The 16,170-nt window shown below is 60.8% G+C and carries 17 protein-coding genes; 5 read left to right on the forward strand and 12 right to left on the reverse strand.

Annotated features, from left to right (window positions below):
• Positions 1-2: 2 nt before the first annotated feature.
• Genes ispF through ftsB form a run of 3 tightly spaced genes read right to left on the reverse strand, consistent with a single transcriptional unit; the run spans position 3 to position 1,518 of the window.
• The gene (gene ispF, locus ACJ8M3_RS14185) at positions 3-476 is read right to left on the reverse strand and encodes a 2-C-methyl-D-erythritol 2,4-cyclodiphosphate synthase (protein ID WP_004932594.1); all 474 of its coding nucleotides are present in this window, start codon (positions 474-476) and stop codon (positions 3-5) included.
• A 10-nt stretch (positions 477-486) separates the two neighbouring features.
• A complete protein-coding gene (gene ispD / locus ACJ8M3_RS14190) occupies positions 487-1,194 on the reverse strand; it encodes a 2-C-methyl-D-erythritol 4-phosphate cytidylyltransferase (RefSeq protein ID WP_004932598.1) in 708 nt (235 codons plus the stop codon).
• A 3-nt stretch (positions 1,195-1,197) separates the two neighbouring features.
• Positions 1,198-1,518, reverse strand: coding sequence for a cell division protein FtsB (gene ftsB / locus ACJ8M3_RS14195; protein ID WP_016929043.1), 321 nt, complete (start codon positions 1,516-1,518; stop codon positions 1,198-1,200).
• A gap of 403 nt (positions 1,519-1,921) precedes the next feature.
• On the opposite strand from ftsB, the gene ACJ8M3_RS14200 reads away from it, so the two are divergent.
• From ACJ8M3_RS14200 to ACJ8M3_RS14210, 3 genes are all read left to right on the forward strand, one after another.
• On the forward strand, positions 1,922-2,692 hold the full coding sequence (locus ACJ8M3_RS14200) for a basic amino acid ABC transporter substrate-binding protein (RefSeq protein WP_033651644.1): 771 nt from the start codon (positions 1,922-1,924) through the stop codon (positions 2,690-2,692).
• A gap of 114 nt (positions 2,693-2,806) precedes the next feature.
• A complete protein-coding gene (locus ACJ8M3_RS14205) occupies positions 2,807-3,526 on the forward strand; it encodes an amino acid ABC transporter permease (RefSeq protein WP_042706788.1) in 720 nt (239 codons plus the stop codon).
• Positions 3,510-4,232: an amino acid ABC transporter ATP-binding protein gene (locus tag ACJ8M3_RS14210; RefSeq protein WP_089196591.1), complete on the forward strand. Its 723-nt coding sequence runs from the start codon at positions 3,510-3,512 to the stop codon at positions 4,230-4,232. Before ACJ8M3_RS14205 ends, ACJ8M3_RS14210 begins: the two co-directional genes overlap by 17 nt.
• 52 nt (positions 4,233-4,284) lie before the next feature.
• On the opposite strand, the gene ACJ8M3_RS14215 is transcribed toward ACJ8M3_RS14210, so the two are convergent.
• The 5 genes from ACJ8M3_RS14215 to cysG all read right to left on the reverse strand — a co-directional run bounded on the left by ACJ8M3_RS14215 (position 4,285) and on the right by cysG (position 9,124).
• Positions 4,285-4,611, reverse strand: a complete 327-nt coding sequence (locus tag ACJ8M3_RS14215; RefSeq protein WP_016929047.1) for a DUF3561 family protein — start codon at positions 4,609-4,611, stop codon at positions 4,285-4,287.
• A gap of 84 nt (positions 4,612-4,695) precedes the next feature.
• Complete coding sequence (gene cysC / locus ACJ8M3_RS14220; protein WP_079656228.1) at positions 4,696-5,385, reverse strand: adenylyl-sulfate kinase; 690 nt, start codon at positions 5,383-5,385, stop codon at positions 4,696-4,698.
• Positions 5,324-6,751, reverse strand: coding sequence for a sulfate adenylyltransferase subunit CysN (cysN, locus tag ACJ8M3_RS14225; RefSeq protein ID WP_033641884.1), 1,428 nt, complete (start codon positions 6,749-6,751; stop codon positions 5,324-5,326). The genes cysC and cysN overlap by 62 nt, the downstream gene beginning before the upstream one ends.
• A gap of 11 nt (positions 6,752-6,762) precedes the next feature.
• Positions 6,763-7,671 carry a sulfate adenylyltransferase subunit CysD gene (cysD, locus tag ACJ8M3_RS14230; protein ID WP_033641883.1) on the reverse strand — a complete coding sequence of 303 codons (909 nt, stop codon included), beginning with the start codon at positions 7,669-7,671 and terminating at the stop codon, positions 6,763-6,765.
• Between the two features lie 22 nt (positions 7,672-7,693).
• Positions 7,694-9,124 carry a siroheme synthase CysG gene (gene cysG, locus ACJ8M3_RS14235; RefSeq protein WP_060659945.1) on the reverse strand — a complete coding sequence of 477 codons (1,431 nt, stop codon included), beginning with the start codon at positions 9,122-9,124 and terminating at the stop codon, positions 7,694-7,696.
• A gap of 261 nt (positions 9,125-9,385) precedes the next feature.
• Here cysG and ACJ8M3_RS14240 point away from each other — a divergent pair, with 261 nt between their 5' ends.
• Positions 9,386-10,456 carry an aminopeptidase gene (locus ACJ8M3_RS14240; RefSeq protein ID WP_060660852.1) on the forward strand — a complete coding sequence of 357 codons (1,071 nt, stop codon included), beginning with the start codon at positions 9,386-9,388 and terminating at the stop codon, positions 10,454-10,456.
• A 54-nt stretch (positions 10,457-10,510) separates the two neighbouring features.
• Here the strand turns inward: ACJ8M3_RS14240 and ACJ8M3_RS14245 are convergent, their stop codons facing one another.
• The 3 genes from ACJ8M3_RS14245 to cysJ all read right to left on the reverse strand — a co-directional run bounded on the left by ACJ8M3_RS14245 (position 10,511) and on the right by cysJ (position 14,821).
• Positions 10,511-11,245 carry a phosphoadenylyl-sulfate reductase gene (locus ACJ8M3_RS14245; protein WP_047025218.1) on the reverse strand — a complete coding sequence of 245 codons (735 nt, stop codon included), beginning with the start codon at positions 11,243-11,245 and terminating at the stop codon, positions 10,511-10,513.
• A gap of 61 nt (positions 11,246-11,306) precedes the next feature.
• Complete coding sequence (gene cysI, locus ACJ8M3_RS14250) at positions 11,307-13,022, reverse strand: assimilatory sulfite reductase (NADPH) hemoprotein subunit (RefSeq protein WP_033641880.1); 1,716 nt, start codon at positions 13,020-13,022, stop codon at positions 11,307-11,309.
• Complete coding sequence (gene cysJ, locus ACJ8M3_RS14255; protein WP_033651649.1) at positions 13,022-14,821, reverse strand: NADPH-dependent assimilatory sulfite reductase flavoprotein subunit; 1,800 nt, start codon at positions 14,819-14,821, stop codon at positions 13,022-13,024. The genes cysI and cysJ overlap by 1 nt, the downstream gene beginning before the upstream one ends.
• Before the next feature lie 436 nt (positions 14,822-15,257).
• On the opposite strand from cysJ, the gene queD reads away from it, so the two are divergent.
• On the forward strand, positions 15,258-15,617 hold the full coding sequence (queD, locus tag ACJ8M3_RS14260) for a 6-carboxytetrahydropterin synthase QueD (RefSeq protein WP_004932638.1): 360 nt from the start codon (positions 15,258-15,260) through the stop codon (positions 15,615-15,617).
• 26 nt (positions 15,618-15,643) lie between these two features.
• On the opposite strand, the gene ACJ8M3_RS14265 is transcribed toward queD, so the two are convergent.
• Positions 15,644-16,153: a GNAT family N-acetyltransferase gene (locus tag ACJ8M3_RS14265; RefSeq protein WP_049866645.1), complete on the reverse strand. Its 510-nt coding sequence runs from the start codon at positions 16,151-16,153 to the stop codon at positions 15,644-15,646.
• Between the last annotated feature and the right edge of the window lie 17 nt (positions 16,154-16,170).

Raw genomic sequence — 16,170 nt, forward strand, 5'->3', positions numbered from 1 at the left:
GGTTATTCCTTGATCAGCAAGGCGACCGCTTCGCAGGCGATGCCCTCGCCGCGCCCGGTGAAGCCGAGCTGCTCGGTGGTCGTGGCCTTCACGTTGACGTCATCCATATGGCACTGCAGATCTTCCGCCAGGAAGACGCGCATCTGCGGGATGTGCGGCGCCATTTTCGGCGCCTGGGCAATAATCGTGATGTCGAGGTTGCCGAGGCGGTACCCTTTGGCGCGGATGCGCTTCCAGGCTTCGCGCAGCAGCTCGCGGCTGTCCGCGCCCTTGAAGGCCGGATCAGTATCGGGGAACAGCTTGCCGATATCGCCCAGCGCCGCCGCGCCCAGCAAGGCGTCGGTCGCGGCGTGCAGCGCAACGTCGCCGTCGGAGTGGGCCAACAAGCCTTTGTCGTAAGGGATGCGAACACCGCCGATCACCAACGGGCCTTCGCCGCCGAATTTATGTACGTCAAAACCGTGACCGATACGCATGGTGCGCTCCTTAATTGTCCAACTGAGTCAAATAGAACGCCGCCAGCGCCAAATCCTCCGGCCGCGTTACTTTAATGTTATCCGCCCGGCCGGCGATCAGCAGCGGATGATAACCGCAATGCTCCAGCGCCGAGGCTTCGTCGGTGACGTTTGCGCCTTCATCCAGCGCGCGCTGCAGGCACTGCTTGAGCAGCGGCAGCGGAAACAACTGCGGCGTCAGCGCATGCCACAGATCCTGTCGTTCAACGGTGTGGGCGATGGTGTCGCGGCCAGGTTCGGCGCGCTTCATGGTGTCGCGCACCGGCGCGGCGAGAATGCCGCCCACCTTGCTGTGTGCGGTGATCGCCAACAGGCGCTCGAGATCGTCGGCATGCAGGCAGGGGCGCGCAGCGTCGTGCACCAGCACCCAGTCCGCATCACCCGCGAGCTTCAGCCCGGCCATCACCGAATCGGCGCGCTGTTTGCCGCCCTCGGTGACGGTCACCCGCGGATCCTGAGCGATGGGCAGCCGTTCGAACTGACGATCTTCCGGGCCGATCGCCACGATCACCCGTTCAATGCGCGGGTGGCGCAACAGAGCATGGATAGCGTGTTCGACGATGCTGTGCCGGCCGATGGTTAAATATTGCTTCGGGCATTCCGCCTGCATGCGGCTGCCGATACCGGCAGCGGGCAGGACGGCAATCACCGAGGGAAAGGTGCCTGCGGAGTGATTCATGCGTTATTTTTGTGCGTTATTTTGCGAGGAAGACGCCGCGTTGCGTCTGGATTGGTCAGGAACCAGACGATAGAAAGTCTCACCGGGCTTGATCATGCCCAGCTCATTACGCGCTCGCTCTTCGATCGCTTCCTGACCGCCGTTCAAATCATCGATTTCGGCAAACAGCTGATCGTTACGCGCTTTCAACTTCGCGTTGTTGCCCTGTTGGACCGCAACGTCTTCATTGACCCGCACGTAATCGTGAATACCATTTTTGCCCAGCCACAGTGAATACTGTAACCAACCGAGCAATGCCAGCAATAGCAGCGTAAGTTTTCCCATCTCCGCCCCCTGAAAAACCGACCAATCATCCCACAACTTCTCGTTGGACTCCACACTGAGAGCGGCATTTCAACGCCAAATTCAGAATACGGATGAAGGATTCCCGTGTTCAGCGCCTAATTCCGCTGCGAAAGCGGCAAAAAAAGCCGCTTTAGTCCGGCGCGCGCGCCGCGTTTTCCGCTGACACACACACTGCCCTTCCCCCATTATGCAGCAAGAATCACTGCACCATCGCATCCTGACCCGTCGCTTACGCCAAGGCAAAGCAAGAAGTGAATATTTAACACCATAGAAAGAATAATCCTCATGCAGTGGTTGCACTTTCATTCATTGAAGCTTATTTTTATGCACTCATAGTGCATAAATAATTCCAATATATAACCATTCATTATCGGGGATCGCGATGTTAAAACGTTTAGTTCTGATCGGCGCCTGCCTGGCCGCCACCTTCTCCACCGCCGCGTTGGCGGCTGAACCTACCTACGTCGTCGGCTCCGGCGGCACCTATCGGCCGTTCGAGTTTGAAAACAGCCAAAAGCAGCTGGAAGGTTTCGACATCGACATTATCAAAGCGGTAGCCAAGGCCGAAGGTTTCCAGATAAAACTGATCAATACGCCGTGGGAAGGGATCTTCGCCACGCTGAATTCCGGCGATCGCGATATCATCATCTCCGGCATCACCATCACCGATAAACGCAAACAAATGGTTGATTTTTCTGCGCCTTACTTCCCGGCAGAGCAGGCCATCGTGGTGCCGCAAGACTCGAAGGTAGACTCCATTGCCGCGTTGAAAGCGCTGAAGGTCGGCGTGGTGAACTCCAGCACCGGCGACATCGTGGTGTCCGACGCGCTGGGCAAAAACAGCACCGCCATCAAACGCTTCGACAATACCCCGCTGATGCTGCAAGAGCTGTATGAAGACGGTATCGGCGCGGCGGTCGGCGACGTCGGCGTGGCCAAGTTCTATATCAAAACCCACCCTGAGAAAGCCTTCAAGCTGGTGCCCGACGCCAAGTTCGAACGTCAGTATTTCGGCATCGCCGTCGCCAAAGGCAACGATGAGCTGCGCAACAAAATCAACGCCGGCCTGAAGAAAATCATCGCCGACGGCACCTACGCCAAGATCTACCAAGCCTGGTTCGACAGCAACGTACCGACGCTGCCGGCGGAATAATGCCCTGCCGCCGGCGCCCGCAAGGCCGTCGGCGCGCCACCGTTTCAGCATACCAAGAAGGAATACCCTTTGAACTTCCGCTGGGAGATCATCCAGGAATACGCGCCGCTGTTTATGGAAGGCGCCTGGATGACCATCAAATGCACCATTATCTGCGTGCTGCTGGGCACCACCTGGGGATTGATCCTCGGTCTGGGGCGCTTGGCGCAGGCGCCGCACGGCATCTGGAAACCCATCCTGCATTACGGCGTTCAGTGGCCGGTACGTATCTACATCAGCGCCTTTCGCGGCACCCCGCTGTTCGTGCAGATCATGGTGGTGCACTTTGCGCTGGTGCCGCTGTTCATCAACCCGCGCGACGGCCTGCTGGTCACCAGCGGCCTGATGAGCGTCGACTTCGCCCGCGCGCTGCGCGCCGACTACGGCGCCTTTCTCTCCTGCGTGGTGGCGATCACGCTCAACGCCGGCGCCTATGTGTCGGAGATCTTCCGCGCCGGGATCCAATCGATCGACCGCGGCCAGATGGAAGCATCCCGCTCGTTGGGCATGAGCTACGGCAAGACCATGCGACAGGTTATCTTGCCGCAAGCCTTCCGGCGCATGCTGCCGCCGCTGGGCAACAACGCCATCGCCATCGTCAAGGATTCGTCGCTGGCCTCCGCCATCGGCCTGGCGGATCTGGCCTATGCCGCCCGCACCGTCTCCGGCGCCTACGCCACCTATTGGGAGCCCTACCTGACCATTTCGCTGGTCTATTGGGTCATCACCTTCCTGCTATCGCTGCTGGTGCAACACATGGAAAAGAGGTTCGGTAAAAGTGATTCGCGTACATAACCTGCAAAAACAGTTCGGTGAAAGCCACGTGCTGCGCGGCATTTCCTGCCGGATCGCCGCCAACGAAGTGGTGTGCGTCATCGGCCCCTCCGGCTCCGGTAAAAGCACCTTCCTGCGCTGCATCAACGCGCTGGAAACGCTCTCCGGCGGCGAGATAGAGGTGAATGGCTTCGCCGTCCACGATCAGAAAACCGACCTGAACAAGATGCGTGAAAGCGTGGGCATGGTGTTCCAGCGCTTTAACCTGTTCCCGCACATGACGGTGTTGGAAAACATCATCATGGCGCCGGTCAGCGTGAAAAAACTGCCGCGCGCCGAAGCCATCGCGCAAGCGGAACAGCTGCTGCGCAAGGTCGGCCTGCTCGACAAAATCGACACCTATCCCAACAGCCTGTCCGGCGGCCAGCAGCAGCGGGTAGCGATCGCCCGCGCGCTGGCGATGGAGCCGAAAATCATGCTGTTCGACGAACCGACCTCAGCGCTCGATCCGGAGCTGGTGGGCGAAGTGTTGGCGGTGATGAAATCGCTGGCCCATGAGGGCATGACCATGGTGGTCGTCACGCATGAGATGGGCTTTGCCCGCGAGGTGGCCGACCGGGTACTGTTTATCGATCAGGGGATCATTCAGGAAGAGGGGCAGCCGCAGCAGATCTTCAGTCACCCGTCCAATCCGCGCACTCAGGCATTTTTGAGCAAAGTTTTGTAACCTTCGGCACGGCTTTGCAATCCTGCGGGCGCCGGCCTCGGCGCCCACTCTCTCACCACCCGGTCAGGAAGCTGAACACCAGCCAGAACAGGCACAGCACAACGGCGCCGGTCAGCAGCAGCGTCAAGATCAAACGGCCGCGCAGCAGCATGCTGAGAGTGATGCCGATCAGCACCGACAGCGGCATTAGCGCCAGGAAGAATGGCCAGGTATAAAGCAGGAAAAACAGCGTATTGGAACCGTAAACCAAAAACGGCAACGCGAACGCCAGCCAGTAGAAAACAAAGCCGCTGACGCCGCCCAGGAAAGAATAAGAAGGCTCCTCTCTCTCCTGTTTTGACTGCTTGGAGTCGATCAAGATAGGCGTGACATTTTGCATAGTGATCCCTGGTTATTCGGCTCGCTCTGCGGCGGCTTAGAGTAAAAAGCGCATGGCGAAAAACGCCACACGCTTTTTTTGAATTCAGGGTTTGATAATAGCCTGACCACGCAACACGTCTAACAATTGCGCAATCAAATTTGTTACCAATTGTTGGCCATCAAGGTGGATTTCCGGCTGCTGCGGCGCCTCGTAAACCGCGTCGATACCGGTGAAATTGCGCAGCTCGCCGGCGCGCGCTTTCTTATACAATCCCTTCGGATCGCGCGCCTCGCAGATCGCCAACGGCGTATCGACAAACACCTCGATAAAGCGATCGTCGCCGAGCATCTCACGCACCATCTGCCGTTCGGCGCGGTGCGGCGAAATGAATGCGGTCAGCACCACCAGCCCGGCGTCCACCATCAGCTTGGCCACTTCCCCCACCCGGCGAATGTTCTCGCGCCGATCCTCGTCGGAGAAGCCGAGATCGCGGCACAGGCCGTGGCGCACGTTATCGCCGTCCAGCAGGTAGGTGCTGACGCCGAGCCCATGCAGCGCCTGCTCCAGCGCGCCGGCGACGGTGGATTTGCCCGAACCGGACAGCCCGGTAAACCACAGCACCGCGCCGCGATGGCCGTTGCGCGCTTCGCGATCCGCGCGCGTCACCGCGTGCGGATGCCAAACCACGTTCTCATCGTCCGGCCCGGTCGCCCTCAGTTCAGCGGCCACCTTATCGGCCACCGAGCAGATCGCGCGCGCCCCAGTGCGGGAAGTGCTTGCGCACCAGCGCATTCAGCTCCAGCTCGAAGGCGCTGAATTCGCCGCGCGCCGCCGATGCGGCCTGCAGCGTTTCACGCACCAGCCCGGCGCCCACCGTGACGTTGCTCATGCGATCGATGAAGATCAGCCCGCCGGTGTCGTGATTGCTCTGGTAGCTGTCCAGCACCAGCGGTTCGTCGAAGGTCAGCTCCACCAATCCGATGCCGTTGAGCGGCAACGTGTCGGCCGGATGCTGCGCCAGCGTATTGATCTCCACCTGATGACGGATGCTCTCCACGCGCGCGCGGGTCTTTTTACCGGCGATCTTGATGTCGTAGCTCTGGCCCGGCACCAGCGGCTGCTCGGCCATCCATACCACGTCTACCAGCGCGCTCTGCGCCGCCTGCAGACTTTCGCCGGCGTCGACCAGCAGATCCCCCCGGCTGATGTCCACTTCATCCTTCAGCACCAGCGTAATCGCTTCGCCCGGCACCGCCTCTGGCAGATCGCCGTCGAAGGTCACGATGCGCGCCACGCTGGACTCCACGCCGGAAGGCAGCACTTTGATGCGTTGCCCCACACGCACCACGCCGGCGGACAGCGTGCCGGCATAGCCGCGAAAATCGAGGTTCGGGCGGTTGACGTACTGCACCGGGAAGCGCAGCGGCTGGTTTTCTCGCTCGCTGACCACGTCAACGCTCTCCAGCACTTCCAGCAGCGTCGGGCCGCTGTACCACGGCATATGGGCGCTTTCGCTCGCCACGTTGTCGCCGTCCAGCGCCGACAGCGGCACAAACTTGATGTCCAGATCGCCTGGCAGCTGCTGGGCGAAGGTCAGGTAATCCTGTTTGAACTGCTCGAACACCGCTTCCTGATAGTCCACCAGATCCATTTTGTTCACCGCCACCACCAGGTGGCGAATGCCCAGCAGGGTCGCGATAAAGCTGTGGCGGCGAGTCTGATCCAGCACCCCTTTGCGCGCGTCGATCAGCAGGATCGCCAGATCGCAGGTGGAGGCGCCGGTGGCCATGTTGCGGGTGTACTGCTCATGCCCTGGGGTATCGGCGATGATAAATTTGCGTTTTTCGGTCGAGAAATAGCGATAGGCCACGTCGATGGTGATGCCCTGCTCGCGCTCGGCCTGCAGGCCGTCCACCAGCAGCGCCAGGTCGAGCTTTTCGCCCTGAGTACCGATGCGTTTGCTGTCGCTGTGCAGCGTCGACAGCTGATCCTCGTAGATCTGGCGGGTATCGTGCAGCAGGCGGCCAATCAGGGTGCTTTTGCCGTCGTCGACGCTGCCGCAGGTCAGAAAGCGCAGCAGGCTCTTGTGCTGCTGCGCGTGCAGGTAAGATTCGACGCCGCCCTGGTCAGCGATTTGTTGTGCAATTGCGTTGTTCATCCGGCGGCTCCTTAGAAATACCCTTGACGCTTTTTCAGCTCCATCGAGCCGGACTGATCGCGATCGATCATCCGCCCCTGGCGTTCACTCGTGGTGGAGACCAGCATTTCTTCGATGATCTCCGGCAGGGTTTGCGCCTGCGAGTCCACCGCGCCGGTCAGCGGCCAGCAGCCCAGGGTGCGGAAACGCACCATGCGCTGGCTGATCACTTCACCCGGCTGCAGATCGATGCGATCGTCGTCCACCATCATCAGCATGCCGTCGCGCTCCACCACCGGGCGCGGTTTCGCCAGATACAGCGGCACGATGTCGATGTTTTCCAGGAAGATATACTGCCAGATATCCAGCTCGGTCCAGTTCGACAGCGGGAAGACGCGGATGCTCTCCCCTTTGTTGATCTGGCCGTTGTAGTTGTGCCACAGCTCCGGCCGCTGGTTTTTCGGATCCCAGCGGTGGAAGCGATCGCGGAACGAATAGATGCGCTCTTTGGCGCGCGATTTCTCCTCGTCGCGCCGCGCACCGCCGAAGGCGGCGTCGAAACCGTACTTGTTCAACGCCTGCTTCAGGCCCTCGGTTTTCATGATGTCGGTATGCTTGGCGCTGCCGTGCACGAACGGGTTGATGCCCATCGCCACCCCTTCAGGGTTTTTATGCACCAGCAGCTCGAAGCCGTACTCCTTCGCGGTGCGATCGCGGAATTCGTACATTTCGCGGAATTTCCAGCCGGTATCGACGTGCAGCAGCGGGAATGGCAGCGTGCCGGGGAAGAACGCCTTACGCGCCAGATGCAGCATCACGGAAGAGTCTTTGCCGATGGAATACAGCATCACCGGGTTGGCGAATTCAGCGGCGACTTCACGGATGATATGGATACTCTCCGCCTCCAATTGCCGCAAATGAGTGAGTCGTTTTTCGTCCATAACAGGTCCTTAAAAGCCTTGCCTATGCCAAATTCACGACGGCCGGGCGCGCGGCCCCTTCCGTCTGCGATTGATGCCCGAACCAGGCGATTTGGTGGTGCAGTTCCACCACTTCGCCGATCACCAGCAGCGCCGGCAACGGCGCCCGTTGGGCCAGATATTCCAGTTGTTCCAGCGTGCCGATCTGCACCTGCTGATCGGCGCGCGTGCCGCGGCTGATCACCGCCACCGGCGTCGAGGCGTCGCGACCGTGGGCGATCAGGCGCTGGCTGATGTCCGCCGCCTTCATGGTGCCCATGTAGATAGCCAGCGTCTGCCGCGCCCGGGCCAGATCGGCCCAGTCCAGGCCATCGCCGTCGGGGCGGCAGTGGCCGGTGATAAAGGTCACGCTCTGCGCGTGGTCGCGGTGCGTCAGCGGAATGCCTGCGTAGGCGGTCGCCCCCGCGGCGGCCGTGACGCCCGGCACCACCTGGAACGGAATGCCGGCGGCGGCGGCCACCTGCAGCTCTTCGCCGCCGCGGCCGAAGATGAACGGATCGCCCCCCTTGAGGCGCACCACGCGCTTGCCCTGCTGCGCCAGTTCCACCAGCAGCCTATTGGTCTCTTCCTGGATCACCGAGTGCGCGCCGGCGCGCTTGCCCACGCAGATGCGCTCGGCGTCGCGGCGCACCAGATCGAGGATTTCGCCGCTGACCAGATGGTCATACAGCACCACGTCCGCCTGCTGCATCACCTGCAGCCCGCGCAGGGTCAACAGCCCCACGTCGCCCGGCCCGGCGCCCACCAACGCTATCTCGCCCTGGGTGCCCTCATCGCCTGTGGCGAAGCGGTGTAAATCCTGCTCCAGCTGGCGTTCCGCCTGCGCCGTCTGGCCGTTGGCCACCAGCGTGGCGAAACGGCCGCCGAAGGTGTTTTCCCAGAAACGGCGACGTTCGCCGATCGAAGCCAACCGCTGTTTGACCTGGCCACGCCAGCGGCCCGCCACCTGCGCCATCAGCCCCAAACTGGCGGGCAGCAACGCCTCCAGCTTTTCGCGCAGCAACCGCGCCAGCACCGGCGCCTGGCCGCTGGACGATACGGCCACCACCAGCGGCGAGCGATCGATGATCGACGGGAAGATGAACGAACAGCGCGGCTGATCGTCCACCACGTTGGCCAGCACCCGGCGTTTATCCGCCTCGGCGAACACCGCGGCGTTCAGCGCATTGTCGTCCGTGGCAGCGATCGCCAGAAACACGTCGTCCAGCTGCTGCGGATCAAAGGTTTTCCCCAGCCAGAGCACCCGCCCTTGCTGACGTTGTTGTTCCAGTTCCGGTGAGAGCGACTGCGCAACTATCCGTATTTCAGCCCCGGCGCGCTGAAGCAGGGAGACTTTGCGCGCCGCCACGTCCCCACCGCCAACGACCAGCACCGGACGTTGTTTCAGGTCGGCGAATATTGGTAGATAGTCCACAACAGCCTTTTCATATAACAGAAAGATAGTGTGACTATACGGGCTGAGATTTAGCCTCTGAAATGACGAAAAGGAATGATTAGTTCCTTTATGGAATATAGGCCGCAGCGCAGGAGGCAAACCATGCTCATCGCGACGGCGATTTGCGCGTTCGCGCGAAAATTAAGAGACAGGGAAATTGTGTAATGCCGCCCGTCGTCTCATACTGGGCGCCGAAGAAAAATGATCGGCAGCGCCGATAGCAAAGAAGGATTTTTCGGTATGTTTTCCCGTTTTTACCTGAAGACCAGCCTGCTGGCCCTCGCACTCGGCGGCGTCTTCAGCGTTTGTGCCGCACAGCCCGTAAAAGACGCGCCAATGGGCCGTTTCGCCGCCGAACAGACCCGCCACATCGCCACTTACTTCCCCGGCCGCATGGCGGGCAGCCCGGCAGAATTGCTCACCGCCGACTATCTCAAGCAGCAGTTCGGCAAGATGGGTTACCAAAGCGACATTCGCAGCGTCAATACGCGCTATCTCTACACCAGCAAAGACGGCAAGAAGAACTGGAATAACGTCACCGCCAGCTCGGTGATCGCCGCCCGCAACGGCAGCAGCCCGAAACAGGTCGTGATCGTCGCCCACTTCGACACCTATACGCCGCAGAGCGACGAGGATCTGGATAACAATCTCGGCGGCCTGACGCTGCAGGGCGTCGACGACAACGCCTCCGGCATCGGCGTAATGTTGGAGCTGGCGGAACGCCTGAAGGATATCCCCACCGCCTACGGCCTGCGCTTCGTCGCCACCAGCGCTGAAGAGATCGGTTCGCTGGGCGCGCAGAACTACCTGCAGCGCATGAGCGCGGAAGAGAAAAGCAACACCGTGCTGGTGATCAACCTCGACAGCCTGATCACCGGCGATCGTCTGTACTTCAACGCCGGGCGCAACACGCCGCCGCAGATGGCGAAGCGCTCCCGCGATCGCGCACTGGATATCGCCCACCGCTACGGCATCGCCGCCGCCACCAACCCTGGCAACGCGCAGCATCCGCAAGGCACCGGCTGCTGTTCCGATCAAGAGGTGTTCGACGCCGCAGGCATCCCGGTATTGTCAGTGGAGGCCACCAACTGGTCGCTGGGCGACAAGGACGGTTACCAGCAGCGCGCCGTCAGCCCGCACTTCCCGCAGGGCATCACCTGGCACCGCCCGCAGTACGACAACCTGCAATATCTGGATCGCTACCTGCCGGGGCGGATCGACAAACGCAGCCGCGACAGCGTGCAGATCCTGCTGCCCTTGATCAAAGAGCTGGCGCAGGCGCACCCGCCGAAAGCGCAAAAGAAAAAGTAGCCCGTAAAAAACAGGGCCCAGCATTGCTGAGCCCTGTGATGTCATTCGCGTCGTTTAGCCTTCGTGCAGACCGCACTCGCGCTTCAGGCCAAAGAAGCGCGTCTCTTCCTCGCTCATGCCCGGCTCCCACTTTTGGGTGGTGTGGGTATCGCCGACCGACAGGTAGCCCTGCTCCCACAACGGGTGGTAGCTCAGCCCGTGTTCGGTCAAATACTGGTAAATCTTGCGGTTGTCCCAGTCGATGATCGGCAGGATCTTGAACACCCCACGCTGCACCGCCAGCACCGGCAGATTGGCGCGGCTGCCGGACTGTTCGCGCCGCAGGCCGGCGAACCAGCTCTGCGCGCCCAGCGTCTCCAGCGCGCGGTTCATCGGCTCGACCTTATTGATCTGGTTATACTTTTCAATGCCTTCCACGCCCTGCTCCCACAGTTTGCCGTAGCGCGCCTCTTGCCAGGCGGGAGACTGTTCGGCGCGGAACACCTGCAGATTCAGCTTCAGCTGGTCGGTCAGTTGATCGATAAAGCGGTAGGTTTCCGGGAACAGGTAACCGGTGTCGGTCAGGATCACCGGGATATCCGGCCGGATGCGCGTCACCAGGTGCAGACATACCGCCGCCTGAATGCCGAAACTGGACGAGAGTACGAACTCGCCGGGCAGATGCTCCAGCGCCCATGCAACGCGCTGTTCGGCGCTGAGGCTCTCCAGCTGGCCGTTGACCACCGCCAATGCCAGCGCCTGCCCGGATTTGGGCAACGCGTTCAGCGCCGCCAGATCGAATTCAGCCATGTTGTCTCTCCTGATACTTGAAATTACCTGTGCGGCCCCTCTGCCCAGGGGCCGCCCGGCCTCACTCCCAGAAATCTCGCGCCGGATCCAGCACCGGTTTGACGATGCCCGCGCGCACGGTGAAGTCGCCGAAACCCTCGCCGGCGTTACGCTCCTTCGCCCAGCGCCCCACCAACAGGTCGATCTCGCTCAGGATCTCGTCTTCGTTGATGTTTTCGCGGTACATGCGCGGAATGCGCGTGCCTTCGCGGTTGCCGCCCAAATGCAGGTTATAGCGGCCGACCGCCTTGCCCACCAGCCCCAGCTCCGCCAGCAGCGCGCGGCCGCAGCCGTTCGGGCAGCCGGTGATGCGCAGCACGATATGCTCGTCGCCCATCCCGTGCCGATGCATGATCTCCTCAACCTTGGTGACGAACTGCGGCAGGAAGCGCTCGGCCTCCGCCATCGCCAGCGGGCAGGTCGGGAACGACACACAGGCCATCGAGTTCTTGCGTTGCTCGCTGATCTGGTCGTCGATCAGGCCATGATCGCGCGCCAAGGCGTCGATCTTGGCCTTCTCGCTTTCCGGCACGCCGGCGATGATCACGTTTTGGTTCGCCGTCAGACGGAAGTCGCCTTTATGGATCTTGGCGATCTCCGCCATGCCGGTCTTCAGCGGGCGCCCCGGATAGTCCAGCAGGCGGCCGTTCTCGATAAACAGCGTCAGATGCCACTGATCGTCGATGCCCTTCACCCAACCGATGCGATCGCCGCGGCCGGTGAATTCATATGGGCGGATCGGCGCGAAGGTGATGCCGGCGCGCTTTTCCACTTCGGCGCGGAAAACGTCCACCCCGACGCGCTCCAGCGTGTATTTGGTCTTGGCGTTCTTGCGGTCGGTGCGGTTGCCCCAGTCGCGCTGCGTGGTGACCACCGCTTCCGCCACCGCCAGCGTATGCTCGAGCGGAATGTAGCCGAACTCGCTGGCCTGACGCGCGTAGGTTTTCTTGTTGCCGTGCTCAATGGACAGCCCGCCGCCCACCAGCAGGTTGAAACCCACCAGCTTGCCGTTTTCGGCGATCGCCACGAAGTTCATGTCGTTGGCGTGCAGATCGACGTCGTTCTGCGGCGGGATCACCACCGTGGTTTTGAATTTGCGCGGCAGGTAGGTCGGCCCCAGAATCGGCTCTTCGTCGGTGGTGGCCACCTTTTCCTGATCCAGCCACACCTCTGCATAGGCGCGGGTGCGCGGCAGCAGGTGTTCAGAGATCTTCTTCGCCCACTCGTAGGCTTCCTGATGCAGCTCGGACTCCACCGGGTTGGAGGTGCACAGCACGTTGCGGTTCACGTCGTTGGCGGTCGCCAGCGCGTCCAGCCCCAGGCGATTCAGCAACTGGTGCACCGGTTTGACGTTGCCTTTCAGGATGCCGTGAAACTGGAACGTCTGGCGGTTGGTGATGCGAATGCTGCCGTACAGCGTGCTCTCCTGCGCGAACTTGTCGATGCCCAGCCACTGCTGCGGGCTGATGACGCCGCCCGGCAGGCGGCAACGCAGCATCATGGCGTGGCGCGGCTCCAGCTTCTGCTCGGCGCGTTCGGCGCGAATGTCACGATCATCCTGCTGGTACATGCCGTGAAAACGGATCAGCAGGAAGTTGTCGCCGTTGAAGCCGCCGGTCAGGCCGTCGTTCAAATCTTCGGCGATGGTGCCGCGCAGGAAGTTACTCTCCTTCTTCATGCGCTCCGCATCGGCCAGTTTGCCTTCGACTACCAAAGGCCCGGGGTGTTTATCACTCATCAGTAAACATCTCGCTGATAACGGCGCTCAAGGCGCAGCTCACTTAAAAATTCATCCGCCTGCTCGGTATCCATGCCACCGTGCTCGGCCACCAGTTCCAGTAATGTGTGTTCCACGTCTTTCGCCATGCGATTGGCATCGCCGCAGACGTAAATGTGCGCGCCTTCCTGAATCCAGCGCCACACTTCCGCGCCCTGTTCGCGCAGTTTGTCTTGTACGTATATTTTATGTTGCTGGTCGCGGGACCAGGCCAGATCGATGCGGGTGAGCAGGCCGTCTTTCACGTAGCGCTGCCATTCAACCTGGTACAGGAAATCTTCGGTAAAGTGCGGGTTGCCGAAGAACAGCCAGTTTTTGCCACCGGCGCCGTCAGCGTCGCGCTGCTGCATAAAGGCGCGGAACGGCGCGATGCCGGTGCCCGGGCCGATCATGATCACCGGCGTTTCCGGGTTGGCCGGCAGACGGAAGTTGTCGTTGTGCTCGATAAACACCCGCACGTCGCCGTCCTCCTCCAGGCGGTCCGCCAGGAAACCGGAGGCGCCGCCGCTGCGAGCGCGCCCGTCGATGTCGTAACGCACGACGCCCACGGTGATGTGCACTTCGTTCTCATTTTCCGCCTGTGAAGAGGCGATGGAGTACAGGCGCGGCGTCAGCGGACGCAGCAGCCCGACCAGCTGTTCGGCGCTCAGATCCGCCGGCGCCTGGCGCACCATGTCGACGATCGGCGTGTTGTGCGCATACTGCTGCAGCGCGGCTTTATCCGCCAACAGACCGATCAGCTTTTCGTCGCGCGACAGCGCGGCGTATTTATCGACGATCGGCGTGGTGTTCTGCGTCAGTTCGAAATGGCTGCGCAGCGCCTGCGCCAGCGGCAGGGTTTGCCCTTCCACCTCCACCGGTTCATCGCCTTTCAGCCACAATAGCTGCACCAATTCGTCCACCAGCGCCGGATCGTTGTCGAACCATACGCCGAGCGCATCGCCAGGCTGGTAGCGCAGGCCCGAATCGCCCAAATCGATCTCGATGTGGCGCACGTCTTTATCGGACGCGCGGCCGGTAATTTTCTGCTTGACCGCCAGTTGGGCGGTGAGCGGTTGTTCCTTGCTGTACGGGCTGCTGTCGATCAGGTCGACCGCGCCGCTGGCCAACGCGCCCGGCGCGGCGCTTTCCGCCGGCGCGCGCGCCTTCAGCACCGACACCACCTGTTTGCGCCAGGCGGCGGCCAGTTCCTGATACTCCACGTCGGCATCCACGCGCTCCACCAGGCGCTCGGCGCCCAGTTCGGCCAACTTGGCGTCGAAATCTTTACCGGACTGACAGAAATTCTCATAAGAGGTGTCGCCCAGCCCGAACACCGCAAACGCGGTGTCACTCAGCTTCGGCGCCTTTTTCGAGAACAGGTATTTATGCAGCGCCACCGCTTCTTCCGCCGGCTCGCCTTCCCCTTGCGTGGAGGCGACGATCACCAGCAGGCGCTCTTGCGCTATCTGCTTGAACTTGTAATCGCCGGCGCTGATCAGCGTGGCGTTCAGATTGGCGGCCAGCAAATCGTCGCGCAGCTGCTCCGCCAGGCGGCGCGCATTGCCGGTCTGCGAAGCGGAAATGATGGTGATGCCGGCGGCGGCAGGGGCGGCGGGCGCAATGGCCACGGCTCCTGGCTGTTGATTGACCATGCCCCAAAAATAGCCGGACAGCCACGCCAGCTGCGTCGGCGAATAGTCGCCGATCGTCGCCTGCAGGCGTGCCAGCTGTTCGGGCGTCAGCGGGAGCAAAGATGTTGGAGGAGCCTGAGTCGTCATTGCTGTACTTATTTCCTATACTTAGCGCCTTTCCTGCCAGGCGCGCGCCAGTGTCAGTCGCTGTCTCTTCGCTGCGTCGGGCGTGCGGAAAAGATCAGGAGAGTTTGTAAGGTTACCGAGCAGAATAGCAACGATTAAATAAGGGATAGCAATAAATCATAACCAAAATGACTAAGCTGTTTTTCTGGTAAGGGATAACGCTTAAACCGTTAAACAAAGTTTTTTATCCAGATGAAAATAAAGCACTTTTTTTCATCATTTTTTCACCGTTCAACATTTCGGCTCATAACCCCAGCCGATAGGTACCGCAGACACCAAACAAAAAAAGTGTTAACCGGATGCGTTTGCCGTGGCGGTAGACCATAACGGTATAAATGGCAAGCAGACGCGCTTTCCGGTACTATGCGGCGGTTTTTGAGTCAATGAGGCCGTAATAATGGCAACCACGCTGTTTAAAGATTTTCAGTTTGAAGCCGCACACCGTTTGCCGCATGTGCCGGAGGGCCACAAATGCGGCCGTCTGCATGGGCATTCGTTTATGGTGCGTCTGGAAGTGACCGGTGAAGTGGATCCCCACACCGGTTGGGTGATGGATTTCGCCGAGCTCAAGGCTGTGTTTTCCCCGATCTGGGAACGGCTGGATCACCATTATCTGAACGATATTCCAGGATTGGAAAATCCCACCAGCGAAGTGCTCGCCGCCTGGATTTGGCAGCAGCTCAAGCCCCAGTTACCGGAACTGACTGCGGTGATGGTGAAAGAGACCTGTACAGCGGGATGCGTATATAAAGGTTGATGCCGTGAGGGTATGTGCAGATACCCTCACACTACCTCGCCTTGCAGATCCAAGCGCCGCGCCGTCCAGGGCCTTTCCGACAGGCTCAGCGCCATTCCCCCTCGATAGACAAACGTTTTGCTCTCGCCATCCTCAATGAACGCCGTCTCGTTTTCCATCGCCCGATAGCCGGCGCCGGTATAGTACTTTTCGCTTACCGCAAACAGTATGGAATACGCGATCCCTTTACTGCGCAAATAGTCATGCGCCTTCACCAGCATGTTTGCGGCCACGCCGCGGCGCCGATGCGTGTGTGCCACGGCCACCAGCCCGATGATGCCGATCACCTCGGCCTCACCGTCAATCAACACCGGCCGCTCATGCACCGCCAGTTGGCCGACGATCGCCTCGCCTTCCGTGGCGGTCACCAGGCAAGCCGGCACCTGCCGCCGATAAAATCCGTCGGTTATCTCGGGGAAAGCGTCGGACAACAGCGAGCGAATCGACCGCAATTCCGCTTCCGTCACCGCCTCGAATGCACGCGATACAATTTTCACCGTAACTCCCGTCCCGT

Source organism: Serratia sp. CY55921, assembly GCF_052167655.1.
Classification (GTDB): Bacteria; Pseudomonadota; Gammaproteobacteria; order Enterobacterales; family Enterobacteriaceae; genus Serratia; species Serratia ureilytica.